General features: G+C 67.4%; 27 protein-coding genes. 12 read left to right on the forward strand and 15 right to left on the reverse strand.

Going from position 1 to position 25,156, the window contains the following annotated elements; genetic code table 11:
* Positions 1 to 81: 81 nt before the first annotated feature.
* The 5 genes from ACZ6DL_RS17970 to ACZ6DL_RS17990 are packed head-to-tail and all read right to left on the reverse strand — an operon-like array spanning position 82 to position 5,394.
* Positions 82 to 453, reverse strand: a complete 372-nt coding sequence (locus tag ACZ6DL_RS17970) for a hypothetical protein (RefSeq protein WP_466052373.1) — start codon at positions 451 to 453, stop codon at positions 82 to 84.
* Positions 450 to 1,169, reverse strand: coding sequence for an ABC transporter ATP-binding protein (locus tag ACZ6DL_RS17975; RefSeq protein WP_466052375.1), 720 nt, complete (start codon positions 1,167 to 1,169; stop codon positions 450 to 452). The genes ACZ6DL_RS17970 and ACZ6DL_RS17975 overlap by 4 nt, the downstream gene beginning before the upstream one ends.
* A gap of 35 nt (positions 1,170 to 1,204) precedes the next feature.
* On the reverse strand, positions 1,205 to 1,918 hold the full coding sequence (locus ACZ6DL_RS17980) for an ABC transporter ATP-binding protein (RefSeq protein WP_466052377.1): 714 nt from the start codon (positions 1,916 to 1,918) through the stop codon (positions 1,205 to 1,207).
* Positions 1,896 to 4,019 carry a branched-chain amino acid ABC transporter permease gene (locus tag ACZ6DL_RS17985; RefSeq protein WP_466052379.1) on the reverse strand — a complete coding sequence of 708 codons (2,124 nt, stop codon included), beginning with the start codon at positions 4,017 to 4,019 and terminating at the stop codon, positions 1,896 to 1,898. The genes ACZ6DL_RS17980 and ACZ6DL_RS17985 overlap by 23 nt, the downstream gene beginning before the upstream one ends.
* 16 nt (positions 4,020 to 4,035) lie before the next feature.
* A complete protein-coding gene (locus tag ACZ6DL_RS17990) occupies positions 4,036 to 5,394 on the reverse strand; it encodes an ABC transporter substrate-binding protein (RefSeq protein WP_466052690.1) in 1,359 nt (452 codons plus the stop codon).
* 488 nt (positions 5,395 to 5,882) lie between these two features.
* Between ACZ6DL_RS17990 and ACZ6DL_RS17995 the strand changes: the two genes are divergently transcribed.
* The 6 genes from ACZ6DL_RS17995 (at position 5,883) to ACZ6DL_RS18020 (ending at position 11,119) form a co-directional block, all read left to right on the forward strand.
* A complete protein-coding gene (locus ACZ6DL_RS17995; RefSeq protein ID WP_466052380.1) occupies positions 5,883 to 7,151 on the forward strand; it encodes an SRPBCC family protein in 1,269 nt (422 codons plus the stop codon).
* Positions 7,135 to 7,500, forward strand: a complete 366-nt coding sequence (locus ACZ6DL_RS18000; RefSeq protein ID WP_466052382.1) for a hypothetical protein — start codon at positions 7,135 to 7,137, stop codon at positions 7,498 to 7,500. The genes ACZ6DL_RS17995 and ACZ6DL_RS18000 overlap by 17 nt, the downstream gene beginning before the upstream one ends.
* Positions 7,501 to 7,503: 3 nt before the next feature.
* Entirely contained in the window at positions 7,504 to 8,721 is a 1,218-nt protein-coding gene (locus ACZ6DL_RS18005; protein ID WP_466052384.1) for a metal-dependent hydrolase family protein, read from the forward strand.
* On the forward strand, positions 8,708 to 9,124 hold the full coding sequence (locus tag ACZ6DL_RS18010; RefSeq protein WP_040872101.1) for a nuclear transport factor 2 family protein: 417 nt from the start codon (positions 8,708 to 8,710) through the stop codon (positions 9,122 to 9,124). Before ACZ6DL_RS18005 ends, ACZ6DL_RS18010 begins: the two co-directional genes overlap by 14 nt.
* A gap of 73 nt (positions 9,125 to 9,197) precedes the next feature.
* Entirely contained in the window at positions 9,198 to 10,310 is a 1,113-nt protein-coding gene (locus tag ACZ6DL_RS18015) for an acyl-CoA dehydrogenase family protein (RefSeq protein ID WP_466052386.1), read from the forward strand.
* Between the two features lie 65 nt (positions 10,311 to 10,375).
* On the forward strand, positions 10,376 to 11,119 hold the full coding sequence (locus ACZ6DL_RS18020) for an acyl-CoA dehydrogenase family protein (protein WP_466052691.1): 744 nt from the start codon (positions 10,376 to 10,378) through the stop codon (positions 11,117 to 11,119).
* A gap of 784 nt (positions 11,120 to 11,903) precedes the next feature.
* On the opposite strand, the gene ACZ6DL_RS18025 is transcribed toward ACZ6DL_RS18020, so the two are convergent.
* Entirely contained in the window at positions 11,904 to 12,470 is a 567-nt protein-coding gene (locus ACZ6DL_RS18025; RefSeq protein ID WP_181720889.1) for a TetR/AcrR family transcriptional regulator, read from the reverse strand.
* A gap of 87 nt (positions 12,471 to 12,557) precedes the next feature.
* Here ACZ6DL_RS18025 and ACZ6DL_RS18030 point away from each other — a divergent pair, with 87 nt between their 5' ends.
* Together ACZ6DL_RS18030 and ACZ6DL_RS18035 are read left to right on the forward strand one after the other, a co-directional pair.
* Positions 12,558 to 13,127: a hypothetical protein gene (locus ACZ6DL_RS18030; RefSeq protein ID WP_466052388.1), complete on the forward strand. Its 570-nt coding sequence runs from the start codon at positions 12,558 to 12,560 to the stop codon at positions 13,125 to 13,127.
* Positions 13,128 to 13,166: 39 nt separating this feature from the next.
* Complete coding sequence (locus ACZ6DL_RS18035) at positions 13,167 to 13,964, forward strand: SDR family NAD(P)-dependent oxidoreductase (protein WP_466052390.1); 798 nt, start codon at positions 13,167 to 13,169, stop codon at positions 13,962 to 13,964.
* A 209-nt stretch (positions 13,965 to 14,173) separates the two neighbouring features.
* Here ACZ6DL_RS18035 and ACZ6DL_RS18040 read toward each other — a convergent pair whose 3' ends face one another.
* Both ACZ6DL_RS18040 and ACZ6DL_RS18045 read right to left on the reverse strand, forming a co-directional pair.
* Positions 14,174 to 14,437, reverse strand: a complete 264-nt coding sequence (locus tag ACZ6DL_RS18040) for an alpha/beta fold hydrolase (RefSeq protein ID WP_466052392.1) — start codon at positions 14,435 to 14,437, stop codon at positions 14,174 to 14,176.
* A gap of 43 nt (positions 14,438 to 14,480) precedes the next feature.
* Positions 14,481 to 15,542, reverse strand: a complete 1,062-nt coding sequence (locus tag ACZ6DL_RS18045; RefSeq protein WP_466052394.1) for an AraC family transcriptional regulator — start codon at positions 15,540 to 15,542, stop codon at positions 14,481 to 14,483.
* A gap of 167 nt (positions 15,543 to 15,709) precedes the next feature.
* Between ACZ6DL_RS18045 and ACZ6DL_RS18050 the strand changes: the two genes are divergently transcribed.
* Positions 15,710 to 17,308, forward strand: coding sequence for a DHA2 family efflux MFS transporter permease subunit (locus tag ACZ6DL_RS18050; protein WP_466052396.1), 1,599 nt, complete (start codon positions 15,710 to 15,712; stop codon positions 17,306 to 17,308).
* A gap of 48 nt (positions 17,309 to 17,356) precedes the next feature.
* Here ACZ6DL_RS18050 and ACZ6DL_RS18055 read toward each other — a convergent pair whose 3' ends face one another.
* Together ACZ6DL_RS18055 and ACZ6DL_RS18060 are read right to left on the reverse strand one after the other, a co-directional pair.
* A complete protein-coding gene (locus ACZ6DL_RS18055) occupies positions 17,357 to 17,614 on the reverse strand; it encodes a tyrosine-type recombinase/integrase (RefSeq protein WP_466052398.1) in 258 nt (85 codons plus the stop codon).
* A gap of 17 nt (positions 17,615 to 17,631) precedes the next feature.
* On the reverse strand, positions 17,632 to 17,895 hold the full coding sequence (locus ACZ6DL_RS18060; protein WP_466052400.1) for a hypothetical protein: 264 nt from the start codon (positions 17,893 to 17,895) through the stop codon (positions 17,632 to 17,634).
* 362 nt (positions 17,896 to 18,257) lie between these two features.
* On the opposite strand from ACZ6DL_RS18060, the gene ACZ6DL_RS18065 reads away from it, so the two are divergent.
* Positions 18,258 to 18,806, forward strand: coding sequence for a S1 RNA-binding domain-containing protein (locus tag ACZ6DL_RS18065; protein WP_466052402.1), 549 nt, complete (start codon positions 18,258 to 18,260; stop codon positions 18,804 to 18,806).
* 582 nt (positions 18,807 to 19,388) lie between these two features.
* Here ACZ6DL_RS18065 and ACZ6DL_RS18070 read toward each other — a convergent pair.
* From ACZ6DL_RS18070 to ACZ6DL_RS18080, 3 genes are all read right to left on the reverse strand, one after another.
* Positions 19,389 to 19,682 carry an AbiV family abortive infection protein gene (locus tag ACZ6DL_RS18070; RefSeq protein WP_466052404.1) on the reverse strand — a complete coding sequence of 98 codons (294 nt, stop codon included), beginning with the start codon at positions 19,680 to 19,682 and terminating at the stop codon, positions 19,389 to 19,391.
* A 162-nt stretch (positions 19,683 to 19,844) separates the two neighbouring features.
* A complete protein-coding gene (locus ACZ6DL_RS18075; protein WP_466052406.1) occupies positions 19,845 to 20,348 on the reverse strand; it encodes an MTB12 C-terminal domain-containing protein in 504 nt (167 codons plus the stop codon).
* 151 nt (positions 20,349 to 20,499) lie between these two features.
* Positions 20,500 to 21,285 (reverse strand): enoyl-CoA hydratase, encoded by a 786-nt coding sequence (locus ACZ6DL_RS18080; RefSeq protein WP_466052408.1) that lies wholly within the window; start codon positions 21,283 to 21,285, stop codon positions 20,500 to 20,502.
* 274 nt (positions 21,286 to 21,559) lie between these two features.
* Between ACZ6DL_RS18080 and ACZ6DL_RS18085 the strand changes: the two genes are divergently transcribed.
* Both ACZ6DL_RS18085 and ACZ6DL_RS18090 read left to right on the forward strand, forming a co-directional pair.
* Positions 21,560 to 22,213: a TetR/AcrR family transcriptional regulator gene (locus ACZ6DL_RS18085; RefSeq protein WP_040864010.1), complete on the forward strand. Its 654-nt coding sequence runs from the start codon at positions 21,560 to 21,562 to the stop codon at positions 22,211 to 22,213.
* 44 nt (positions 22,214 to 22,257) lie between these two features.
* Positions 22,258 to 23,064 carry an acyl-CoA thioesterase gene (locus tag ACZ6DL_RS18090; protein ID WP_466052410.1) on the forward strand — a complete coding sequence of 269 codons (807 nt, stop codon included), beginning with the start codon at positions 22,258 to 22,260 and terminating at the stop codon, positions 23,062 to 23,064.
* A gap of 8 nt (positions 23,065 to 23,072) precedes the next feature.
* Here ACZ6DL_RS18090 and ACZ6DL_RS18095 read toward each other — a convergent pair whose 3' ends face one another.
* Both ACZ6DL_RS18095 and ACZ6DL_RS18100 read right to left on the reverse strand, forming a co-directional pair.
* Entirely contained in the window at positions 23,073 to 23,960 is an 888-nt protein-coding gene (locus ACZ6DL_RS18095) for an ArgK/MeaB family GTPase (protein WP_466052412.1), read from the reverse strand.
* A 25-nt stretch (positions 23,961 to 23,985) separates the two neighbouring features.
* Positions 23,986 to 25,131: a thiolase family protein gene (locus tag ACZ6DL_RS18100; protein WP_466052413.1), complete on the reverse strand. Its 1,146-nt coding sequence runs from the start codon at positions 25,129 to 25,131 to the stop codon at positions 23,986 to 23,988.
* Between the last annotated feature and the right edge of the window lie 25 nt (positions 25,132 to 25,156).

Consider the following 25,156-nt stretch of genomic DNA (forward strand, 5'->3'; position numbering starts at 1 on the left):
CACCGCCTGTCCTCGGCCCCGGTCGGAGCAGGCGTGTCCGTGCTGGCCTGCGGGAATTCGTTCGATCCCGCGGCCGGCGGCTCAGCGCGGCGCCGAGGCCACCCCGTCGTAGCGAATCTCCGCGCCGAGCACCCGATTACCGAGTTCGTCGAGGTCGTAGGACTGGCGCGCCAGCCAGAAGCGCAGGAAATCGGTCAGCGAATAGCGCACGAACAGCGCCGAACCCACCACGCTCGCCGCCACCCCGCCCAGGGCGAGGGTGATGGCGTCGCGCTGCGCCAGTGCGTCGGTCGTGCCGTGCGACATGAAATACGCCAGCACCGCCACCGCCACACCGGCCACCATGAGCGTGACGCCGGTGCGCAGCCATAGCCCGGAGCGGCCTGCCGCCGGATCGGGGATCTTCAAGTCCTGCAGTTCGCGGACGAAACGCTCCGCGCGAGATTCGGTCATGGGGAACTTCCTAGGTAGAGGGCTGCCAATTCGTTGCGGATTCCGCTGTCGGGGTGTCCCTGCCGCACCACCCGCCCGCGCACCAGCACGGCCGCGTGATCGGCGATGTCCAGCACGGCGGCGGCGAACTGCTCGACCACCAGCACCGCGACACCTTGGCGGGCGATCTCGGCGACCTCGTCGTAGAGCCCGCCGACCACCAGCGGGGCCAGGCCCATGGACAGTTCGTCGAGCAGCAACACGGCGGGATCGGTCGCCAGCCCACGCGCCAGCGCCAGCATCTGCTGTTCGCCGCCGGACATGGTTCCCGCGATCTGACCCGCGCGTTTGCCGAGGATCGGGAAACGGCTGAAGGCGATCTCCTCGATCTGCGCCCTCGACCGCCCGGTGAAGGTCATCATCAGCAGGTTGTCGCGCACGGTGAGATTCGGGAACACCCCGCGTCCCTCGGGGATCAGGCAGACGCCCGCGCGGGCCAGGTCGCGCGGGTCCGCTCCGGTGACGTCGCGCCCGCCGAGCGTCAGCCGTCCGGAGATGACCGGGTGGATGCCCGCGACCACCTTCAGCGCGGTGGTCTTGCCCGCGCCGTTGGGCCCGAGCAGTGCCACCACCTGCCCGGCCGCGACCTCCAGGTCCACGCCGTGCAGCACGGTGATGGCGTCGTAGGCGGCGCGCACCTCCCGCAGGACGAGGAGTTCGGCGGGGGCGGAAGACATTGTGGCCGTGGCTGGTTCGGTTGCACTCTGCACGCTCATACGTCTCCCAGATAGGCCGCGAGCACGGTTTGGTCGGCGCGGATCACCGCGGGTGGCCCCGAGGCGATCACCTTGCCGAGATCGAGCACGAACACCTCGTCGCAGACGTTCATCACCAGGCCCATGTCGTGTTCGACGAGCAGCACCGCGGTGCCGTCGTCGGCCAGCGACCGCAGCAGTTCGCCGAAGCGCTCGGTCTCGGTGTGGTCCTGGCCCGCGGCGGGCTCGTCGAGCAGGATCAGGCTGGGCCGCGCCGCGATGGCCCGGCCCACTTCCACCAGGCGGCCGGTGCCGGTGGGCAGCTCGTCGGCGCAGGCGTCGGCGAGTTCGTGCAGGCCGAGCCGGTCGATGATCTCGGTGACGATCCGGGCGGCGTGCCTGCGCTGCGGGCCGAGTTCGGCCGCGACCAGCAGGTTGTCGCGCACGCTCAGCCTGCCGAACAACTCGAGCCGCTGGAAGGTGCGAGCCAGGCCGTGCCGGGCGCGGCGGGTCGGGCTGAGCCGGGTGACGTCGGCGCCGTCGATCGCCACCCGCCCCCTGGTCGGTTTGCGCAGCCCGCAGATCACGTCGAACAACGTGCTCTTGCCCGCGCCGTTGGGGCCGATCAGTCCGGTCACCGCGCCGCGTTCGGAGCGCAATCCGGCGCCGTCGAGCGCGCGGTTGCCGCCGAAGACGACGGTGACATCGTCAACTTCCAGTAGCGACGGCACGATCGAGCACCTCCCCGTCGTCGGATGTCCACGGGCGCCGCACGCCCCACCACTCCACCGGGACCTGCGCGGGGTCCGGCGCGGTCCGCGCCCGCACTCCGTGCAAGACACGCGCCGCCACCACGGCGGCCACCACACCGAAGGTGAATCCCCACCCGTCGACGACGTCGACCAGACGCAGCCCCCACAGTCCCACGACCAGCAGCGCGAGCAGTGGGGCGACGATCCGGTCGCGCAGCATCGGCAACCATTCCTCGCGCATCGAGGCGATCGCCCCGTCCTTCAGCACGCCGCCACCGAAGGCGATGCCGCCGAGCGCGGGCAGCACCTGCGCCAGGTTCTGCAGCCCCGGCCACAGCACGGGGATCACGTTCAGCGGGCCGGCGAAGACCGCGCCGGTGAACAGGCCCGCACCGACCGCACCGAGACCGGCGATGGTGACGATGAGGAAGATCGGTAGTCCGGCCACCAGATTGAACTGTTCGGGCGCCACCGCCCGCACCTGCATGCCGTACAGCGCGCCGCCCAGTCCGGCGATGGCCGCCGCCAGCGCGAAGACCAGCACGCGCGCCGCCAGCAGGCTGCCACCGAGGGTCGCGTAGGCCGCCTCGCTGTCGCGCAAGGCGATCAGGCGACGCCCGAATCGGCTGCGCCGCAACAGCGCCACCGCCAGGCCCGCCACCGCCAGGCACACCGCGGCGAAGACGGTCACCTCGGCGGTGGTGTCCAGTTCCAGGCCGAACAGATCCGGCCCGACCAGCGACACCGAGCCCTGGTCGAACAGCGCGATCCGCACGCCGAGGATCTCGAAGGAGGGCAGCGTGAAGATCCAGCGATCCAGGATGACGGCGAATGCCGCCGTCGCCAGGGCCAGGTACACCCCGGACAGCCGCAGCGCGGGCACCGCGACCACGGCCCCGACCACGCCGGCGATACCCATCGCGGCGGGCAGCGCCCACCACTGGCCCTCCGGTCCCAGATGCGCGTAGGCCACCGCGCCCACACCGGCCAGGCTGAGCTGGCACAGCGAGATCTGACCCGCGAAACCCAGCAAGGGCAGGTACGACAGCGCGATCACGCCCCATGCGAACATTGCGCCGTAGGTGATCAGGTCGGATTCGGTGAGCATGGTCGCCAGCATCAATCCGGCCACGACCACCACCGCGGCGAACGCCAGCGAACCGTTGATGGATGGCGATGGCACCGGGCTGAGCCTGCGGTCGCGACCGCGCAATCTGCCGTGCGGGAACATCAGCAGCGCCACGAACAACAGCAGCGCCGGGGCCGCCAGCCGCAGGCCGGGCAGGTACTCGTTCTGCGGCAGGTACCCGGTGAGGTAGCTCTCCAGCAGGCCGACCACCACCGCGCCCGCGAACGTCATCGGCAGATCGCGCAGCCGCCCGAAGATGGCCGCGGTGTAGGCGCTGACGATCAGCAGCGACAGCTGCGCGGCATCCAGCGCCACGGTCGGCGCGATGAGGATGCCGCCGATCGCGGCCAGCTCGATGCCCAACATCCAGGCGATCCGGTTGGCCCGCCGGGGATCGGCGCCGGTCAGGCCCACCAGCGCGCGATCGTCCACGGTGGCCCGCATCTCCGCGCCGATCCTGGTGCGGTACAATAGGATGCGCAGCGCGGCGGCGACCGCGACGGCGACGGCCATGGTCAGCGCCTGATGCCAGGTGATGATGACCGGCCCGAGGTCGATCGACGGCTTGTCGGCGAAGAACCTGGTCAGCGACCGCGACTCGTTGGGGTTCCAGATCCAGCGCGCCAGCACGATGAGCCCGCTGAGCAAGGCGATCGTCATCACGAGTTTCTCGGCGTCACCGAGCCCCTGCGTCGGCGCCAGCGCCTTGCCGAACAGCAGGCCGAACAGCGGCGCGAAGACCAGCAGCACCGCGACGATCGCCATCGGCGCGGGCCAGCCCCAGCCGACGGTGAGCTGCCAGTAGACGAACGCCGAGATCATCCCCGCGGCGCCGTGCGCGAAGTTGAACACGCCGGTCGTGGTGTAGGTGAGCACCAGACCGCTGCCGATCACGGCGTAGATCGCCGCGGTGCTGAGGCCGACGACCCCGAAGGCGATGAACTGCTCCATCAGCGCGAACGCTCCGTCACTTCAGGTCGCTTCGGCTCTTGCCGACATCGGCGAGGGTCAGCGGTTTGCCGAAATCCCGGGTGTACTTGTACGGGGTGAAGCCGCAGCGGAATACGCCGGTGTTCGGCTTGAAATCCGCCGTCTTCCAGCCGTCGGGCGTGGCCCGCTGGACGTTGAAGCACCGGGTCTGCTCGGCCAGGGGCCGGGACAGATCGACCGGCGCCTGCAAGCCGCCGCCGGTCCACGCGGTCTCCTTGCTCGCCGTGTCGTACACGCACGCGCGGGTGAGGTTGTCACCGCAGCTGGTCGCCGCTTTGGCGAACAGCAACCACGACTGGAAGGCCCGCAGCACCTGGAAGGTGATCGCGCTGCTCGGCGCGTACTGCTCGAACAGGTCTTTCAGCTGCTGCACCGCGGGCACCTGCGCGGCCGCGTCCAGCGGTGCGGTCCCGCTCAGATCGGCGTAGTTGTTCTGGGTGGCCAGGGAGCTCTTCGTGACGTCGAGGAACGACTGGTTGTAGGAGTTGGCGTTGGCGTCGATCCAGTCCAGCTTGTAATTCATGCTGGTGAGCACGTCCTGCAATTTGGCCAGGTAGCGGAACTCCCCGAAGAAGATCAGACCCTTGACGTTGTTGGCCTTGATCGCCTGCGCGTACGGCGTCCAGTCCGACACGCCCGCGACCGGGTAGAGGTCGTTGTAGACGATCTTCGCACCGTTCGAGGTCAGTGATTCGGTGAGCTTCTCGCCCATGACCTTGGTGATCGGCGAGTCGCCGTTGATCATCCCGACCGCACCGGCCGAATTCGGGTAGGCCTCCTTGATCAGCCAGTCCTGGAAACCGGTGTACGGGTTGACCGCTTCGGAGGCCGAGGAGCCGCCGCCCAGTTGCAAGTCGGACCCGGTGTTCGCGGTCTGGGTCACCTGGGCGGGGAACTCCGGCAGCAGGCACGACAGCCGGTCCTTCACGCCGAGCCCGTCCAGCGCGGCGCTTCCGCCGACGAGGGCGAAGTCCTCCCGGCAGGCCTCCAGCATGCGCTGGCGCACCTCCATGAGCTTGGTGTCGCGCAGGTTGGTCACCAGCTTGCGCCCGTTGATGCCACCGGCGGCGTTGCACCAGGAGGTGAACACCTTCGCCGCGTCGACCAAGTCGGGATTCTTCGTGAAACCTATGTCGGAGAAGACTCCGACCTCGATCTCGCCGGCCGTTACGCCCTGCGCCGACGCGCTTTTCGCGTTTCCGGGGCGACAGACGCTGGTCAGGTCGCCGAAGTTGCCGGAGGCGGCCTGGCCCGGACCCTCATCGGTTCCGCGTCCGCCGCCCTCGCGGCCACAGCCGGCCACCAAGAGCGCGACCGCCATCGCGGCAACGACCATTCGCTGCGGTTTCACCGTAGTTCCTCCTCCGTGGGCTGCTCGGCATCCGATCGGTCCGGGCCGTCGCCGGCATCTCGCCCCTTGCTCATCGATGAGCAGCACGTGCCCCGAGGGCACACTCGCTGTCAGGGAAACTATCTTCTCAGATTCGGATAATCAATATCCGCTTTTTGGAGAGCGCGGTCGTCAACCGTAGCGATAGGGGCACCCAGGCGCTGACAGGCCTAGCTCCGCAAGAGCTGGCGATCAGCGTTGACAGTGGCGCAGCCGCGTGGAAATCTAATAGTTGATTTTGAGAATGCTATTCTCATTTCGGACGAACGGAGGCGCATGTCATCCGGAACGGCTGACGAAAGGCCGGTGGCGACCCGTCATGCGGGACGCGCCCGGTGACAGCCGAGGAACCCCGTCGCCGCTCGGCCGGCACGGCCCACCGGTCACGGCATTCGACACCTCCGGCGCATCGCCGGACAACGAAAGGTAATCCCTTGGCACACTTCACCAAACCCGCTGCCGGGAGCTGGACGCAGAACTATCCCGAGCTGGGTACCGAGCCGGTGGACTACACCGACTCCATCGACCCCGCCTTCTACGAGGACGAGCGTCAGGCGATCTTCCGCAAGAACTGGCTCAACGTGGGCCGGATCAACCGGCTGCCCCGGATCGGCAGCTACTTCACCAAGGAACTGGCCTGCGTCGGCACCTCACTGGTCATCGTCAAGGACAACGATGGCGCGGTGCGGGCGTTCCACAACATCTGCCGGCATCGCGGGAACAAGCTCGTCTGGGACGACTACCCCGGCGAGGAAACCGCGGGCACTTGCCGCCAGTTCACCTGCAAGTACCACGCGTGGCGCTACAGCCTCAAAGGCGAGCTGACCTTCGTCCAGCAGGAGAAGGAGTTCTTCGACCTGGACAAGGACGAGTTCGGTCTGAAGCCGGTGCGCTGCGAGGTGTGGGAGGGCTTCATCTTCGTCAACCTCGACGACAACGCCAAACCGCTCACCGAATACCTGGGTCCGCTGGCCAAGGGTCTCGAGGGGTACCCGTTCGACCGAATGACCGAGGTCTTCAGCTACCGGGCCGAGATCGGCAGCAACTGGAAGCTGTTCATCGACGCGTTCGCCGAGTTCTATCACGCACCTGTGCTGCACCAGAAGCAAGCGGTCAAGGACGAGGCCGACAAGCTCTACGGCGTCGGCTACGAAGCGCTGCACTACGAGATAGCGGCTCCGCACTCGATGATCTCGTCCTGGGGCGGGATGGCCCCGCCGAAGGACCCGACGATGGTCAAGCCGATCGAACGCGAATTGCGCAGCGGCCTGTTCGGCCCGTGGGACCGCCCCGACATCGAGGGCCTGGAGCCGCTGCCGCAGGGCATCAACCCGGCCAAGCATCGCGCCTGGGGCGTCGACGAATTCGAGTTCTTCCCGAATTTCTCCCTGCTGTTCTGGGCGCCGGGCTGGTACCTGACCTACCACTACTGGCCGACCGCGGTGGACCGGCACATCTTCGAGGCGAGCCTGTATTTCGTGCCCGCCACGAACGCCAGGCAGCGGCTGGCCCAGGAACTGGCCGCGGTGACCTTCAAGGAATACGCGCTGCAGGACGCGAACACCCTGGAGGCGACCCAGACCATGATCGCCACCCGTGAGGTCACCGAGTTCCCGCTCAACGACCAGGAGATCCTGCTCCGCCACCTGCACAAGACCGCTCAGAAGATCGTCGAGGAGTACCGCGATGGCCGCGCCCACTGAACAGCCCACCGACCGGGCGCACGCCGTGCCGCTGCCCGCCGAGTTCGCCGACCTGGCACCGTTCTCGGACTGGATCCTGGCCACCGAGCCGGAACGCTACGCCAAGCGGCTGGCATCCTCCATGGACGAGATGCAGCGGTTGTACGACACCGTCTTCCCGCGCCTGCAACCCGCCATGGATTACATCGACAAGTACGACTGGAACGACCTGCCCGACGAGGTTCGCAACCTGTTCCACCTGTTGCAGTCGCTGGTGATGGTGTCGTTCCCGATCGAAGTGTGGAAGCAGCCGCGAGTGCCGGATTCCGGTGCCGCGTACCTGGATATCGTCCGCGAGCCGGTGGTCTGACCCGTGGCGGCGCTGACCTTGAAGGCCGCCGGTCTGCTCGACCTCGACACCGGTGCGATCGTCCGGCCCGGCATCCTGCGGATCGAGGACGACCGGATCGCCGGTGTCGGCGGCGCCGTCACGGGCGAGGTCGTCGATCTCGGTGACCTCGTCCTGCTGCCGGGGCTGATGGACATGGAGGTCAACCTCCTCATGGGCGGGCGCGGGGAGACCGGTCTGGCCTCCAGCGTCAAGGACGATCCGGCACTGCGCGTGCTGCGCGCGGTGGGCAATGCCCGCCGGACGCTGCGCGCCGGCTTCACGACCGTCCGCAATCTCGGGCTGTTCGTGAAGACCGGCGGCTACCTGCTGGACGTGGCGCTGGGCAAGGCGATCGACGCGGGCTGGATCGAAGGCCCGCGCATCGTGCCCGCCGGGCACGCGATCACGCCGACGGGGGGCCATCTCGACCCGACCATGTTCTCCGCCTTCGCTCCCGACGTACTCAAACTCACCCTCGAGGAGGGCATCGCCAACGGCGTGGACGAGGTGCGCAAGGCGGTGCGATACCAGATCAAGCACGGCGCGCAGCTGATCAAGATCTGTGTCTCCGGCGGGGTCATGTCGCTCACCGGAGCGCCGGGGGCGCAACATTATTCGGACGAGGAGCTGCGCGCGATCGTCGACGAGGCGCACCGGCGCGGTCTCAAGGTGGCCGCGCACACGCACGGCGCGGACGCGGTGAAGCACGCGGTGCACGCGGGCATCGACTGCATCGAGCACGGCTTCCTCATCGATGACGAGGCGATCGACCTGATGGTGGCGCACGGCACCTGGCTGGTGCCGACCACCCGGCTGGCCGACGCCATGGACGTCTCGAAAGCCGACCCCGCGCTCCAGGCGAAGGCGGCCGAGATGTTCCCCAAGGCCCGCACCTCCGTGCTGGCCGCGTACAAGGCGGGCGTGAAGATCGCGGTGGGCACCGACGCGCCCGCGATTCCGCACGGCCGCAATGCCGACGAGCTCGTGGCGCTGGTCGAGCGCGGATTGCCGCCGCTGGACGTGCTGCGTGCCGCCACGGTGGCCTCGGCCGAGCTGGTCGGCGTGCAGGACCGCGGCTGGCTGGCGGAGGGGTTGCTGGCCGACGTGATCGGCGTTCCCGGCGACCCGGTGCGCGACATCACCGTCACCCGGGACGTGCGCTTCGTGATGAAAGGCGGAAGAATTCATGTCCAGAAGTGACGACTTGCTGGAGATCCAGCAGGTGCTGGCCCGATACGCGGTGACCATCACCAAGGGGGACATCGAGGGCCTGCTCGCGGTGTTCACGCCCGACGGCAGCTACAGCGCCTTCGGCGACACCTACACCCTGGATCTGTTCCCGGAACTGGTCGCCGCCGCGCCGAAGGGCCTGTTCCTCACCGGCATACCGGCTCTCGACATCGACGGCGACACCGCCACCGGCACCCAGCCGCTGTGCTTCGTCGAGCACAGCACGCACGACATGCGCATCGGGTACTATACCGACACCCTGGTGCGCACCACGGACGGATGGCGGCTGCGGACGCGCGCGATGACGTTCATCCGCCGCAACGGCGAGCACGACTCGGGGATCCCGCACGCCTTCGAGCGTTCCAAGGCATGAGCGCGTCGCAGCCCCTGCCGGGCAGCTTCCGCCATCGGGCAGGACCTTCGGCTCGGGCGAGAAGGGACATCGCATGACCGCGGGCGCCGACCCGAACAGGGATGTCGCCGCTTTCCGGTCGAACCTGCGCGCCTGGCTGGACGTCAACGACCTCACCCCCGGCCCCGACCACTCGCTCGACAGCCAGGTCGAACAACTGCTGCGCGTGCGGCGCGCCCTCTACGACGCGAACTGGATGCGCTACGGCTGGCCCGCCGCCGTGCACGGGCTCGGGGGACCCGCCGCGCTGCGCGCGGTGCTCGGTGAGGAGGTCGCCTCCCGCGACCTGGCCGAACCCGGCATCTACTCGATGATCGAAGTGCTCGCGCCGACGGTGATCTCCTACGCGCGAGCCGAACTGGCCGCGGCGATGGTGCCGCTGCTGCTGTCCGGCCGCGAGCAGTGGTGCCAGGGATTCTCCGAGCCCGGATCGGGCAGTGACCTGGCCTCGCTGACCACCAAGGCGACACCGCGGGGTGCGGACTGGGTGGTCAGCGGCCAGAAGGTGTGGACCAGCCTGGCTCAGTACGCCGCTCGCTGCGTACTGCTCACCCGCACCGGGCCCGGCCACGACGGCATCACCGCCTTCTTCGTGGACATGGACTCCCCCGGCATCACCGTCCGCCCGTTGCGCACCATGCACGGCGTGGACGAGTTCGCCGAGGTCTTCTTCGACGACGTGACGGTGCCGGGCGACCGGATGCTGGGCAAGCCCGGCGACGGCTGGCGAGTGGCGATGGATCTGCTGCCCTACGAGCGCTCGACCTGCTTCTGGCACCGGATCGCCTATCTGTTCACGCGGCTGGACCGGGTGCTCGAACAGTCCACGATCGCCGACGACGCCGAACTCGGCGCCGCGTACCTGGCGCTGCACACGGTGCGATGCCGCTCCCACGCGACGCAGCGGCGCCTGGCGGGCGGCGCCCGGCTGGGCGCGGAGACGTCGGTGGACAAGGTGCTGCTGGCCACCGCCGAGCAGCGGCTGTTCGACACCGCGCGCGATCTGCTGCCCGGTGCGGTGGAACTCACCGACTCGCCGTGGCGCACCGAGTTCCTCTACTCCCGTGCGGCGACGATCTACGGCGGCACCGCCGAGATCCAGCGCAACATCATCGCCCGCCGCCTGCTGGACCTGGGAAAGGAGTGACGGTGGCCGAATACGGCTTCGACCGGGCCGAACTCGCCCTGCTCACCGAAACGCTACGCAAGACCATGGCGGCCGCCACTGGCCCGGAGCTCGGCGCGGCGCTGGTCGCACTGGGCTGGCCCGACCTGCTCGCCGAGTGGCCCGAACTCGCTGTCCCCCTCATCTTTCGGCTGCTCGGCGAGACCGGCGCGCACGCCGCGGTCCTCGACGACGTCGTCCGGCACGCGGCCGGACACACGGATCCCGGTCCGGTTCCCCTGCCGTTCGCGGGCGAGGCCTGGGTGGTGTGGGACCGCGACGGCGAGCCCGGCGCAGCGGTCGACGAGGAGCTGCCGCTGCGCACCGTGGCCACCGGAACCGAGCTACCCCCGCGGGCCATCGCGGCCGGGCGGCGCGCACTCGGATGGTGGCTGCTCGGCACCGGCCGAGCGATGTTGACGCTGGCCCGCGGGCATGCGCTGGAACGCACCCAGTTCGGACGCCCGCTCGCCTCGTTCCAGGCAGTCCGGCACCGGCTCGCGGAAACCCTCGTCGCGCTCGAGGGCGCCGAGGCCGCGCTGGACACCGCCGAGGGCGAACTCGGGGCACTGCTGGGCAAGGCCGCGGCGGGCCAGGCCGCGCTCACCGCCGCCCGGCACTGTCAGCAAGTGCTCGGGGGCATCGGATTCACCGCCGAGCACGACTTGCACCGGCACGTCCGCCGCACCTTCGTCTTGGACGGACTGCTCGGCAGCACACGGGAACTCATCCGCGAGGCGGGCGCGCAGATTCGCACCGCGGGTCGCGCTCCTCGGATGGCGCAGTTGTAGCTCAGTCAACTGCTCCAACTACGTCAGCTAACCGAAGCTGACGGCGTGCTGGAAAGGTTCACGTGGTGGACTTGCGCGGAAACTGATGGAGGGCACGACCAGCCCCTGCCGAGTGGGACATGTTGTGGCAGTTGATACTTCGCTCCCTCCATTTCACATTGTGGACAAGAACTCGAACGAAGTGGAACCTGTCACGCAGTACCTGCGCGATTTGGCGTTGAGCGACGTTCGGCCGTCATCATGCCGCAGCTACGGATTCGACCTACCGCGCTGGTTCCGAATCTTGTGGGCGCTGGACGTGGAGTGGTAGCGAGCGACGGCCTCCGACGTCGATGTACTGGTCGGATGGTTGAAGACTGCCCCGAATCCACAGCGTCGGCGGCCACCTGCGGCGTCAGGCACCGCCGGTTCGGTCAACCCCAGGACCGGCAAACTCCAACTGACGGAAGGGTACTGGCTGCATCCGGTCAACATGCGGGGTGGGCCGATTGCTACTGGCCGCAGAGAGACAGACGGTGAGCGCGGTCCGCCGGTAGGTACTCGGCGCCACCGACATCCCAGCATGGAGAGGGCCCTAGCGCCGAACGTTCATGATGCTGGGCAGCTCCCCCACCCACTGCCCCGCACGCGGCCCCCACTCGGCAACAGCGATTCACCGAGGAGAGATACCGGGTTCGCCGATGGATTCCTGGCGCTTGAGCGGTTGGAGGTGGGTGTGCGCTTGCTGAGGAGAGCGTTGGCGCCCGCGTTATAGGAAAGCAAGTTCTATGTCGTGGAGCGCTGGTCAGTTCGGCCCGGGCCGACCGGAGGCGGCGGTGAGACTGCGGACCAGCAGGTCGATGACCGCTCGCTTGTCGGCGTCGTCGCGCTTGTGGGTAAGGAGTCCTTCGATGACGAAGGTGCCGATGGCGGACATGGCGGCCAGGTCGGTCTCGGCGACACCGGCGGTGCGGAGGTCGTCGGCGAACAGCGCGTCGGCCAGCTGGTGGAATGCGGCATGCCAGGTGTCGATGACGGGAGAGGTCGCAGCGCGGGCGTGCACGGTGTTGACCAGCCCGTGCAGCTGTTCCAGCTGATCGACCACCCACAGCAGCCGGTCGTTCAACGACAGGCCGTCGATCTCCGCGTAGGTGGCCAGTGCCTCGGCCAGGATGCGGTCCAGGACCGCGATGAGCAACTCGTCCTTGTCCTGGAAGTACCAGTAGATCGTATTGACAGTGACTCCTGCGCTTTTGGCGATCCGCCCCGTGGACGCCGACTCGAAGCCGTCGTCGATGAGCAGGCGTTGCGCGGCGGCGATGATCTCCTCGCGCTTCTCCTCGCGGTTCTGCGGGCGTCGATTCCTGGGCATCTCACCACCTTATCTTGAATGTCGCTCAAGAAGGCGTTACGCTTCTTGAGCGACATTCAAGAGATCACGAGATGAGGCTGGTTTCCCATGGACACCGACAACGCGGCCGCCGAGCTGCGCCGGCTCGACACCAGCGGCCTGCTTGCCCTGTTCACCACTCTGGAAGCCCCCACGATCGCCGAGATCCACGGCGAGTACACCGCCACTCTGCTCGCCCAGCCCAATCTGTTCGCCGTCGTGACCGGAAAGGTGGCCGTAGCCAACCCGCTCGGGCCGTGGCTGTGCAAGGCATTCCGGCCCGTCGACGAGAACGGCGGGCGCGGTTACAACACTTTCGGCGAATTCGGCCGGGTCCGGCAGCGCTACCCGATGCGCACGCTTTTGGCCCCGTCCCGCTACGACGGCGCTCCGGCCTACACGCTCATCTACCGCGCCTATACCTCGATGTGCGGTTCGATCCACATGGTGGACGAGGTGCGGCGTGCCGCCACCGACGTCTACCTGGGCATGGGCACCTGGGGATTCACCGACGCTCAGCGCCGCGTCCCCCGGCCTTTCCTGCTGACCGGCCCGGTCGGCCCGTACCGCGGCGACATCGGCACAGCCCGGCCCGCCTTCACGCCCGGCCGCCGCGAGCTGCCCGGTCTACCTGCCTGACGCCCCTCACCTCCCGACCCCCACCCGAGCGAAGGAACCATGACCACCTCCCCCCGCACCGCGCTGATCACCGGCGCGTCCGCCGGCATCGGCGCGGCGTTTGCCCACCACCTCGCCGCAAGCGGCTACCAGCTGCTGTTGGTCGCCCGCCGCGGCGACCGGCTCCGAGAACTCGCCGCGCAGCTGACCGAACAGCACGATGTGCGCTGCGAGGTCTTCGCTGCCGACCTCACCGACCCCGTTGCGCCCACCGCGGTCTTGGACCACGCCGACCAGCAGGGCCTGAACATCGACATCCTGATCAACAACGCGGGACTGTCGGGCAAAACCGCCTTCGCCGACACCCCATGGGAGGTCTTGGCCAGCGAGATCCAGCTGATGGTGACTGCCCAGACCCAACTCGTCCACCTGGTCATCCCGGGCATGAAGGAACGCCGCTGGGGCCGCATCATCAACCTATCCTCGGTCGCCGCGTTCGCTCCACCCGCGGCCAGCCTGCTCTACACCGGCATCAAGTCCTACGTCCTCAACACCTCACAAGCCCTCGACATGGAACTCAAACCCCACGGCATCCACGTCACTGCCCTGTGCCCCGGCTTCACCCACACCGAGTTTCACGATGTGATGGGCACTCGCGACCGAGCTGACCACCTGCCCCGAATCCTCTGGCAGCAGCCCGACGCCGTCGTCACCGAGGGCTGGTCAGCCGTGATGAAAGGCAGACCCGTGTGCGTCCCGGGCACCGTCAACAAGATCTCCGCTGCCGCCATGAAGCCCCTGCCCGTCCGCTTGGGCTACCTCGCCGGAAAGACCCTCAACCCCTTCAAGAACAGCTGAAGCCGCCCACTCGCGTTGAGCGACGGCCTCTCACCCGCACCGGACCAAGGTCGCCTTCGACCACGCCGGAGGCACGCTCATCGGCAATAGCGATGGTCTGAGCCGCAACAGCTCTGGCTCGCCGGCCGTCTCGGCTTGGCCGCTTCGCTCAGCGCGATAGGCGGCAGTATGGTGCGTTCCGCCGGCTCAGTATTCCTCCCATCCGGCGGTTACAGGGCGAGCATGGCGGTAGCGACCTGGTCGGCCGCGGTGTGCCGCAGCGCGGTACCCATGTCGTCGAGGACGAGCAGTCGCGCCCCGGGGATCTCGGCGGCGAGGACCTCGCCGTTGCCGACCGGGAAGAACGGGTCGGCGCGACCGTGCACCACGAGCGTGGGCACGTCGAGTTCACCGAGCCGGCCCCGCCAGCGCGGCGCGCAATCGATCCGGGAGAACACCATTCCGAGCTGATTCGCCTGATCCTTGGACGCCACGCCACCTAGCCGACCCGAGAATATGGGCAATCGATGGAAACGTTCACCGGCGGTAGGTACTCGGAGAGTTTCCCGTCCACCGGGTGAACGACCTGCTGAACGCCGCAGAACCGGAGTATCCGAGGCGGATTGCGGTCTCCTGCACAGTGAGTCCGAGGACACTCAGCATGTCGATCGCCAGTGCACAGCGGACTTCCTCGTTGAGGACTCGGAAGCTGGTCCCCTCTTCGGCAAGCCTTCGGTGCAGAGTACGACGGTCCATGTTCAGTCTCGTCGCGATTTCCTCCGCCGTGGGCGTGGTGCCGATCTGCTGGAGAAGCACCGCGCGAATTCTGGTGGCGAGTTGACCACGCTGTCTTCGCTGCTGCAAAAGGTCCAGGCAGTGCTTCTCACATAGCGCGGCCGTAGCGGGATCGGGCATGGACATCGGTTCGGCGAGAAGATCGATGGGAAACGTCAGGCCGGTGCTCAGCCGGTCGGCGAAAATCGGGAACCTGTCGACCGGGTTGTGCGAAACATCGGAGAGCAGCTGAGCCATGCCGTCGATCATGGTGGCCGCGCTGCGGCTGGGCAATGCCAGCTCGAGGCGTGTATCACCGAGACGGTCTGCAAGTCGCGGGCTGAGGCAACGCAGCACGATCACACCGAAGATGATCACAATGTCACGCTCGAGCAGAAAAGCGCGGACGTCGGCGGGAATGGTGTCGTCCCGAAATTCGATCCGTCCTGCCGTCTGGCTGAGACTGACAGTTATATCGACGAACCGGTTGCCGATCCGCAATGTCTCCAGTGCGACCCGCAGGGCTTCACCGGCAGTGGGGCTGCTGAGCATGGCGAAGCCCAACAGCCCGAAGTTGGCCAATGAGAAACGCTTCGCCACCTCGGTGCCGAGTCCTGATCTGTCGCCGATGGTCTGCACCAGGTTGCGTGCGACCGACAGTTCTTGGATCGCTTCGACTTCCAGATCGTCGGCCTCGAGGTCGATCGGTCGCAGGCCGGTCGTGGCGAGCAGCCGACGCTCCGTGACGCCGTGATCGGTGCCGACCTGCACCATGTGACGGACTCCGATGATGCTGCGTCTGAAGTCCCACGATGGTCGCTCCACCGGCCCGAAACTATCAAAGTTCTGTCCCAAGTGAGCATTTCGGTCGAAATCAACGGTTCATACAGTGGCGTGACGCGGGTCGGAAGTCGGCGCGGGTGCGCAGGTGGCCGGCAGGGTTGCCAGTGGCGGCTCGGCACCGTCCGGCACAGACGAGAAGGGCGCAATAGGTGGATTCCCCGGTGATTCGATGGTTCGGTTTGGCGGCATTGTGCTTCGCCGAACTGCTGGTTTTCGTGGACAACACGATTGTGAATGTTGCATTGCCGAAGATTGCAACCGATTTGGGTGCGGGCACGTCCGGATTGCAGATGGTTGTGGACATGTACACGCTGGTTTTTGCCGGGTTGCTCCTCACCGGCGGCTATGTGGGAGACCGCTTCGGACGCAAGACGATACTCATCATAGGAATCGCGGGTTTCGCAGCGTTGTCGGCACTCGCGGCGACAGCGAACAACCTCGGGCAATTGATCGCCGCACGGGCCGGCCTCGGACTCTTTGCTGCTCTGGTGTTTCCGGCCACCTTGGCGATCGTTGTGATCATGTTCGACGATCTGCGCGAACGCGCAATCGCGGTCGCTTGCTGGGCCGCTGTCGCCGGAGCCGCCGCCGCGATCGGCCCCGTGATCGGCGGCTGGCTGCTCAACCACTACTCGTGGGGTTCGATCTTCTGGATCAACGTGCCCGCCGGCGCCATTGCCCTCATCGGCGCGGCGGTCCTGGTCCCGCAGAGTCGGAATCCTGAGGTCGGCCCGTTCGATTTCGGTGGCATGGTGCTATCGATGATCGGTATCTCGGTCTTCGTTTACGTCGTGATCGAGGCGCCGAACCACGGTTGGCTATCGCCTCGTACTGTCGCCGGGCTGGTGATCGGTTCAGTGGTGATCGGCGCATATGTGGTGTGGGAGAAACGGTTTTCGTCGCCGTTGTTCGATGTGCGACTGTTCCGCGACCGTAACTTCGCCACGGCAGCAATGATGCTTACCTTCGGCATGTTCGCCCTGATGGGATTTGTATTTCTCATGACGCAATATTTCCAGGGCGTCAAAGAATATATGCCGTTCGAAACGGGTATCCGCACCTTGCCATTCGCGATTGCAATGGCGGTATTTGCCGGGCCCAGCATGTGGTTGGGTTCGAAGATCGGAGCCGGCCGTGTGGCCGCGATCGGGTCGCTGGTGATGGCCGCGGCCTTCTGGCTGACGATCCGCTACGACATGTACACGTCTTATTGGGGCGTCATCGTTCCGGTAATGGTGACACTGGGTCTCGGAGTGACGCTCGTCTCCGGCCCCGCTACCTTTGCCGTGCTCAACGAGTTGTCGCCCGGGCAGGTCGGTGCAGGGTCAGCCGTCAACGATACGAGTCGCGAACTCGGTGGAACGCTGGGTGTTGCGGTACTAGGTTCGGTCCTGGCCTCCGTGTATTCGGGAAAGATGGCCGATGGCCTGGGCGCCATCCAGCTACCAGAGGAGGCACGCGGCGCGGCGGCGAATTCGATGTTGTCCGGTGTTCATGCGGCGCGGTCGATTCCCGGCCCAAGCGGTATCCAGCTCATCGATCTTGTGAAGGCGGCTTTTCTGGATGGCTTCCACATGGCCTCCATTGTCGCTGGTGGTGTCGCGGCAATTGCTGCGACCGCGGGATGGCTCCTTCTCGCAACTCGCTCACGCATGACTGACAACGGCGACGGGGACCACAGGTCGGGGGCCGGTAGTAATGGCACAGAAACTCCCCAGTCTGAACCGGACGCACCGTCGCGCAGGTGATGCGTGCCGATAAGCGCACGGAAATCGGCAACAGCGTGCGTCGAGTTGTCACGTACCCGAGGCCATGTAGGCAGCCAGGATGTAGTTGGCGTGCCGGTCGAGGTTGGTTCGAGCCCGGTCGTAACGCATGGTTGTCCGCGGGTCGGCATGGCGAGCGGCGATCTGAACATCACGTAGGTCGACGCCAGCGTCGAGCATCGTCGTGACGAAGGTGTGGCGCAGCATGTGCGGGTGCATATGCGGAAGCCGGACCACCGAATCCTTGGCCAAAGCGCGGAGTCGGCGGGTGGCGCAGTGACGGTCCATGCGGCGTCCACGAGAGTTCAGGAGGATCGGTCCGATATCACGGTCGGTGATCGCTCGGTCGGGCCGCGTCCGACCGCGGGCGGTAGCGGAAAGAGCACGATTCTGGAGCCCTTGCCCATGACGCGCAGGACCCGGTGGCCGTGTTCTTCACCGACGTCAGCGATGTCGGTGCCGCAGGTTTCAGCGATCCGTAAACCGGGCAGCCCGAGCATGACAACGAGCGCGAAGTCGAACCGATTGGCTGAGTCCCGGGCCGTACTCAGCAGCGCTTCGAACTGCAAGTGTGAAAGTCCCAGTGTCGGCAACCCACCATGCGAAGTACAGGCGCAGGTCCGAGCTGCAGTGGGTGCGGGAGGTTCCGGAGAACCGCGCAAGGTACGCGGCGCAAGACAGCCGCAACACGACGTCGTCACCAGCGAAGGTGACGTCTATGTCTGGTGAAGTGCCCATACATGACGCATGCCCACCCGGCAGCACCAACATCCACTCGGTGGCAGAAACGGGTGTCTACGCGGTGCCGGACCTCGCACTGGGACCCCGAGGGTCGCGGCATGAGCGTACGTTCCGGCGCTACTCGACTGCCATGGCGCGACGTTCCGCCGGGTAGTTGAGCGGGCTGTCCGTGTTATGAAAGGCTGGAGAGATGGACTGGCGGGCCGAGAGCCCCGAACTGTGGGCGTTCCTGGGGTCATTGCGGCTCGGCGAGATCCTTTCCGGCACCGTCACAGCGATTGAATCGTTCGGCGTGTTCGTGGCGTTGGACGATGGCCCCCCGCATCCGCTCTACCCGGGCGCCGGGTTCATCACGATCCCAGAATTGTCCTGGAGACGTTTCAAAGCGGCTTCCGACGTTGTTCAGGTCGGGCAGCGGGTTTCCGGTGAATTTCTGCAGTTCGACACCTGGAATGCCGAGGCCAGGCTGTCCCTGCGAGCAATGCAGCCCGACCCCTTCCATACCTTTGCTTGCACCGCTGTCGGCAGCGAACTACACGGGCACATCACCAAGCTGGTGCCGTTCGGCGTCTTTGTGCAAGTGGCGGATGGGATCGAGGGGCTGATTCATCGCCGAGACCCAACCCTGACGCCGGAGGATGTCGGCCAGATCGGGGACGATGTCATGGTCGTTGTCACCCATGTCGATCGGGAAAAACGTCAGCTGCTCCTCTCCCGGCAAACCACCGGTCAGCGCTGAGCTTCGAGCACTCTGGATCAGGAAGGGCTACCGTCCCAGCACGCCCGACGTCGCCAGTTGTGCACTCAACTCGGCAATACAGTGCGTTGGCCGTCAGCGCCCGCACCCACGAGGCTTGGAGGCGTTAGGCGCGAGCAACCTGGCCACCCTCCGATCAGGACTACCGAATACTGCACGTTCGGAATACGGGCACGTCACCAGTCAACCAGCGGTACCGACTCGGCATCCTCGTACCGGCGCAGTTTCGCCAGCTCTCTCGGCGAATATCTAAGGATGCACCTCCTGGCGAGCCTCGAGATGCCAACAAGCCGAAGTTCGTTCGAGGCTTGCTCCGAGCTCTCCACCGACTTTCCACGCAGAGGTGTGCTGACCGAGCAACGGCTCCGGATCCTGCTCAGTCGAGCTTCCATCCTCGTCCTCGCTCATCCAGCGGATTCCGCTGTCGATCTGCCGTGGACCGAAAGCCCCGCCGTGCTGAGATCCAGACCGTCTTCGGGAAGTTCACCCAGAGGTGGTTGGGATGCTCCTCATCAAGGACCACAGCCGGATGAAGCTCGAAGCGGTCACGCCGTACGACAGCACCTACGAGCAGCACCGCTTGCTGCCAATTTCCCATCCTGAGGACTGGAACGCGGCGTCGGAGGAGTTCAGGAGGGGCGACTTGCCGAACTCTTCCTGAGCGAGCACAGCGAGAGATCGGGCGCGTCCGTAGGAGCCGTGCTTCAGCAGCACGTCGGCGTCGCAGATCAGGCTCGAGGCGTTGACTATTAGCGCCTTCCAGATCGTGCGCGCTGTGCGCGGATGCATTTCCACAGTGAGATTCTCCCGCAGGGGAACGCAAGCCAGGCACAACGCGGTTCCGATCAGTGCGGTCATCGGCACTATCGTGCGTTGCCCGGAGCGCAGCCACGCATGATCGAGGTGCTCGTCAAGACTGAACGGCGTGTCGCCTTGCTCAGTGCAGTGAAGCCGGCACCCGGGGAAAGGCCCGGCACCGGAATCCACTCCGGTGCCGGGCCTTTCGGTGCGCAGCGGCGATCAGCAAGCCGGCGACGTACCGCCCTGGAGGGTCATCAACGCGCAGAACGTGGCGGTGGCGACCTTCCACCGGCCGCCGTCCTCGACCGCCTGCCCGGTCTGGTTCGGCAGCACCGGATTGCCGCCCATCAACAGCGTGTAGGTGACATCGGCGTTGTTCGCGTCCACGAGCTTCACCGCCGAGACCGTCACCGACGTGCCCTGGGACTGCGGGTTGGCCGCCTGCGCCTGGAGGACCGGCAGGAAGACATCGCCCTTCTGTACCAGCGCGGCCTTCTGGTCCGGCGGGGTCGAAGGGCTGAAGAAGCCGGTGTACACGTCGGTGATCGCCTTGGTGGTCGCCGCGTCGGCCTGGGCGGGCGCCGCACTGGTCGCCGCGGCGGCCGACGTACTGGACGCGGTGCCGGTCGATTCGTCGTCGTCGCCGCAGCCGGTCAACGCCGCGGCCGCGACGACGGCCAGGCCGCAACATGCCACGGCCTTGCGAAGGATGGAATCGCGCATGGAAATCCTCGTTTTCGGAAAAGGAACAGCGCGGGCGCGTTCGCGCCCGATCGCCGGTGAATCGCACGGACACGGTGTCCCTTTCGAGGCGGCAAGGGCCGTGCGAATACTGCCGGAACGCACCGGCAGACGATGGAGCCGGAGAACCGGCTTACTGCATGTTGGCCTTCATGTCGTCCAGCCGGACAAGGATCGGGAATCCGTTGACGCTCAGCGCGTTGCCGTGACCGGTCTGGTGCACGTCGAACACGGATTGGATCGCGGCGTAGAAACCCTGCACATCCAGTGTCTGGTTGACCGCGCGCTTGGCCTGGCGCAGCCCGAACGGGGGCATCGTCGCGATCTGCGCGGCCAGTTCCCTGGTCTGCCGGTCGAGCTCGGCGCGCGGCACCACCTTGTTCACCATGCCGACCTGCCGCGCCTCCTCGGCGGTCACGGGTCGACCGGTGAACAGGATCTCCTTCGCCTTACGCGCGCCGAGTTCCCAGGTGTGGCCGTGGTATTCGACGCCGCCGATACCCATGAGCACCACCGGGTCGGAGAACAGCGCGTCGTCGGCGGCCACGATGAGATCGCACGGCCAGCACAGCAGCAGGCCACCCGCGATGCACCGGCCCTGCACCGCCGCGATGGACGGTTTCGGTACGTTGCGCCAGCGCAGCGAGTACTCCAGGTAGCGGCGCGACTCCAGTCCGTAGATGCGGTCGAGGGTGATCTTGCTCGGGTCCGGCCACGATCTGTCCTTCAGATCGTGGCCCGCCGAGAAGTGCTTGCCCTCCCCGCGCAGCACGATGACCGCGACGTCGTCGTCCTCCGCGGCGCGCACCCAGGCGGCGTCGAGCTGGTCGAGCAGTTCGCCGTTCTGCGCGTTGGCCGCCTCGGGCCGGTCCAGGGTGATGGTGGCGATCCGGTCCGCGACCTCATAGCGGATGTACAAAACGAGCTCCTCGAGTCCGGGAAGGCCGGGCGCGGGCCCGGTCACGACGGCGCGGCGGAATGCGGCCGGGCCGACCGGAGCGGTGTCCGACGATCATCACGGCCTGCCTCCTTCCCGCGCCGATGCCTGAATGGGAGCGAGAATAGCATTCTCTTTACTGAAAAGGGTAGTCTCGCCAGGAGGTCGGACACGGTGACCCAGGAACCCGATGACACACCGTTCTCCGGTACAGTGCATTCATGTTCTCTTCAGATGACCGAGGACCGAGGCGCCCGTGACCAGCCCGAGCGAGAAACCGGCCTGGAAGCAGCGCGCCGTCGAGCGCTCCCTCCGCACCGCCAAGCTGCGCGCCGAGGAGCGTGTGCAGCGGTTCCTGGACGCCGCCCAGGCGATCATCACCGAGAAGGGCAGCACGGACTTCACGGTGCAGGAGGTCGTCGACCGCTCCCGGCAATCCCTGCGCAGCTTCTACCTGCAGTTCGACGGCAAACACGAGCTGCTGCTCGCGCTGTTCGAGGACGCCCTGAGCCGCACGTCCGAGCAGTTGCGCGCCGCCGCGGACGGCCAGACCGACCCGCTGGACAAGCTCCAGGTGGCCGTCGAGCTGCTGTTCGAGCTGTGCAGGCCGGATCCCTCGGCGCAGCGGCCGCTGTTCACCGATTTCGCACCGCAGCTGCTGATTTCGCATCCCGATCACGTGAAGGTCGCGCACGCGCCGATGCTGGCCCTGTTCACCGAACTGATGGATCTGGCCAAGGACGCCGGGCAGCTGCGGCCGGAGGTCAACTCCCGCCGGACCGCGGCCATGGTGATGCAGACCGTCATGTTCACCGCGCAGTCCGCGGGAGCCTCCGACGACGAGACGCAGCATCCGATCACCGCATCCGAAGTATGGAACTTCTGCGCGCACGGTTTCGCTCGCGGTTGAGAACGCTATTCTCCTGAAGGAGAATTTTACTTACACTCGGGCTCATGCCCGATCTGTGGAGTGATCTCGTCTCCTGCCTCGACTTGTCCGCGACACCCTCCGGTGACGACGTGTTCGAGGGCCGCAATCTGCGGTTGCCCTACGGGCGGGTGTTCGGCGGCCAACTGCTCGGCCAGTTCGTCCAGGCGGCCACCGCGGGCATCCCGGACAAGTCGATCAAGTCTCTGCACACGGTGTTCGCGCGTGAGGGCCGCACCGACGAGCCGATCCGCTACCGGGTGCACCGCCACCACGCGGGCCGCTCCTTCGCCACGCTGTCGTTGGTCGCCGAGCAGTCCGCCGGCGTCGTGGCGACCGCCTCGGTCTCCCTGCACGCGGAGGAACAGGGCCCGCACCGGCAGTCCGTCGCGGGGCCGGCGGGGCTGCTGTCCGCCGAGCACAAGGTGGAGTGGGACCTGCTGCCCTGGGAGACTCGCGCGAACGTGGACCTCGACGATCTCGGCGCCGCCCCACCGGAATTCGAGTTCTGGATGCGCACCCCGCAAGTCGATCCGGCGCTGGCGCCTGCGCTGACCGCCTACGCGACCGACCTCACGCTCATCGGCACCGCGCTGCTGCCGCTGGACGGATACGCCCAGGGCGGCAACGGCACCGCGTTCGTCTCTGCCGTCACCTCGCACACACTCTGGTTCCATCGGCCTTTCCGCACCGACGAATGGCTGCTGCTGCGCCAGCACAGCCCGCTGCTCACACAGGCTCGCGCCTACGGCCGCGGCGACGTCCTCACCGAGGACGGCACGTTGGTGGCCTCCTACGCCCAAGAAGCCATGGTGCGCATCCCGCAGACCTGACGACGGCGTCACTGCGGCGCGGGCAGCAGCAGTTCGGCCGCGCGGTAGGCGTCGCATTCGCCCGCCGCGACGGCGGCGGCCAGGCGGTCCAGCTCGGCATGCGCGCGCAACCGCGTCTGCGCCAGTGAGAGGATCTGCGCGCGGGCCCGCGCCGTGCGCCGCGCCGGGCTGTCGGCGCGATGGTGCGCCTCGATAGCCTCGGCCAATTCGGCGACCCGCTCGCCGCGCGCGGCGACCAAGGTGAGGATCGGCACGTCGGATTCGGCCCGCAGATCACGCACGGTCTGTTCGGCGCCCTCCCGGTCCGCCTTGTTCACCACCAGCAGGTCGGCCACCTCCAGCAAGCCCGCCTTCGCGGCCTGGACAGCGTCGCCCGCACCGGGATTGAGGATCACCAGCGTGGGATCCGCGACCGCCGCGATCTCGATCTCCGACTGCCCCACCCCCACCGTCTCCAGCAGCACGACGTCGTAATGCAGCGCGGCGAGCAGCCGGATGGCGGCCGGAACCGCGGCGGCCAGCCCGCCGAGGTGTCCGCGCGTGGCCAGCGACCGGATCAGCACACCGGGGTCGTCGATGTGCTGCGCCATGCGGATCCGGTCCCCCAGCAGCGCTCCCCCGCTGTACGGCGAGGACGGGTCGACCGCCAGGACCGCGACCCGCAGCCCGCGCGCGCGGTAGACGCCGGCCAGCGCGGCGATCGTCGTCGACTTGCCCGCTCCGGGCGGACCGGTCACGCCGATCACCCGGACCGCGCGCGGCTCGAGTGCGGCTTGCACCTCGTCGCGGTGGTCCCCTTCGACAAGGCTCAGCAACCGGCCCGTCGCCCGCGCCGACCCGGAGCGCGCCAGGGCCAGCAACTCGGCGACGGTCGCCGCCGCCAGGCTCACGCCCATCCCGCCGCGCCGCAGTGCGATGCGGTCACGGAGCGGGGACCTCGATGACCGTGGCCGCGCCCATGCCACCGCCCGCGCACATCGCCGCGATTCCCAAACCGCCACCGCGACGGCGCAACTCGTGGACCAGCGTGACGATCATGCGCGCTCCCGAGGCGGCCACCGGGTGCCCGAGCGAGCAGCCGCTCCCGCTGACGTTCACCTTGTCCGGATCGAGGTCGAGTGCGCGGATCGCCGCGATCGGGACCGAGGCGAAGGCCTCGTTGATCTCGATCAGCCCGACCGCCGACAGCGAGATCCCCGCCCGGTAGACCGCTTTGGTGATCGCCTCGATCGGAGCCAGACCGGTATCGGCGGGATCGACGCCCACCGACGACCAGGCGCGGATGTAGCCCAGTGCGGGCAGGCCCAGCCGGTCGCTGGCGATGGCGAGCGCGGCGGCGCCGTCGTTGGCGCCGGACGCGTTGCCCGCGGTGATCGAGAAGCCCTCGATCTCCGGATGCAGCACCGCGAGCGAGGCCAGTTTCTCCGGGCTGGTGTCGCGCCGGGGATGCTCGTCGGTGTCGAACAGGCCGTGCCGGGTCTCGATGGGCACGATCTCCTCTTCGAACCGGCCCTCGTCGATGGCGGCGATCGCGTTGCGGTGCGAGCGCAGGGCCCAGGCGTCCATCTCGGCACGGGAGATGCCAGCCTTCACCGCGGCGTTCCAGCCCACGGTGATGGACATGTCCAGAGCGGGGGCGTCCGGGCGGTCCGGGTGGCTCGGCGACACCCACGGATCGATCCACTCGTCCGCGCCGACCCTGAACCGTGCTTTGGGTGCGGTGGATTCGGAATTCACCCCGCCCGCGATCACGAGTTCGTCCATGCCGGAGCGAATCCCGGCCGCCGCGGTCTGCACCGCGGACATTCCCGCCGCGCAATGCCGGTTCTGGGCCAAGCCCGGCACCCTGGTCAGCCCCGTGGTCACGGCCGCGTGCCGGGCCAGCACGCCGCCGCCGTAGCGGCCCTCACCCAGGACGACGTCATCGATCCGGGCGGGGTCGAGCCCATCGGCGGTCGCGCCGACCACGTGGTGAGCCAGATCGAACGCGTTGGTGTCGCGCAGCGTTCCCTTCCGTGCGGTACCGATGGGCGTCCGCAGCGCGGACACGATGACGGCTTCGGGCATTGGGGGCCTCCATTCCGGGCGACGC

The sequence above is a fragment of the Nocardia sp. NPDC041819 genome (genome assembly GCF_055590505.1).

Coding starts and splice junctions, on each gene's coding strand:
- ACZ6DL_RS17970 (WP_466052373.1), bottom strand. CDS start 453: ATGACCGAATCTCGCGCGGAGCGTTTCGTCCGCGAACTGCAGGACTTG.
- ACZ6DL_RS17975 (WP_466052375.1), bottom strand. CDS start 1,169: ATGTCTTCCGCCCCCGCCGAACTCCTCGTCCTGCGGGAGGTGCGCGCC.
- ACZ6DL_RS17985 (WP_466052379.1), bottom strand. CDS start 4,019: ATGGAGCAGTTCATCGCCTTCGGGGTCGTCGGCCTCAGCACCGCGGCG.
- ACZ6DL_RS17990 (WP_466052690.1), bottom strand. CDS start 5,394: ATGGTCGTTGCCGCGATGGCGGTCGCGCTCTTGGTGGCCGGCTGTGGC.
- ACZ6DL_RS18000 (WP_466052382.1), top strand. CDS start 7,135: ATGGCCGCGCCCACTGAACAGCCCACCGACCGGGCGCACGCCGTGCCG.
- ACZ6DL_RS18010 (WP_040872101.1), top strand. CDS start 8,708: ATGTCCAGAAGTGACGACTTGCTGGAGATCCAGCAGGTGCTGGCCCGA.
- ACZ6DL_RS18015 (WP_466052386.1), top strand. CDS start 9,198: ATGACCGCGGGCGCCGACCCGAACAGGGATGTCGCCGCTTTCCGGTCG.
- ACZ6DL_RS18020 (WP_466052691.1), top strand. CDS start 10,376: ATGGCGGCCGCCACTGGCCCGGAGCTCGGCGCGGCGCTGGTCGCACTG.
- ACZ6DL_RS18025 (WP_181720889.1), bottom strand. CDS start 12,470: ATGCCCAGGAATCGACGCCCGCAGAACCGCGAGGAGAAGCGCGAGGAG.
- ACZ6DL_RS18030 (WP_466052388.1), top strand. CDS start 12,558: ATGGACACCGACAACGCGGCCGCCGAGCTGCGCCGGCTCGACACCAGC.
- ACZ6DL_RS18035 (WP_466052390.1), top strand. CDS start 13,167: ATGACCACCTCCCCCCGCACCGCGCTGATCACCGGCGCGTCCGCCGGC.
- ACZ6DL_RS18055 (WP_466052398.1), bottom strand. CDS start 17,614: ATGGACCGTCACTGCGCCACCCGCCGACTCCGCGCTTTGGCCAAGGAT.
- ACZ6DL_RS18065 (WP_466052402.1), top strand. CDS start 18,258: ATGGACTGGCGGGCCGAGAGCCCCGAACTGTGGGCGTTCCTGGGGTCA.
- ACZ6DL_RS18070 (WP_466052404.1), bottom strand. CDS start 19,682: ATGACCGCACTGATCGGAACCGCGTTGTGCCTGGCTTGCGTTCCCCTG.
- ACZ6DL_RS18075 (WP_466052406.1), bottom strand. CDS start 20,348: ATGCGCGATTCCATCCTTCGCAAGGCCGTGGCATGTTGCGGCCTGGCC.
- ACZ6DL_RS18090 (WP_466052410.1), top strand. CDS start 22,258: ATGCCCGATCTGTGGAGTGATCTCGTCTCCTGCCTCGACTTGTCCGCG.
- ACZ6DL_RS18095 (WP_466052412.1), bottom strand. CDS start 23,960: ATGGGCGTGAGCCTGGCGGCGGCGACCGTCGCCGAGTTGCTGGCCCTG.
- ACZ6DL_RS18100 (WP_466052413.1), bottom strand. CDS start 25,131: ATGCCCGAAGCCGTCATCGTGTCCGCGCTGCGGACGCCCATCGGTACC.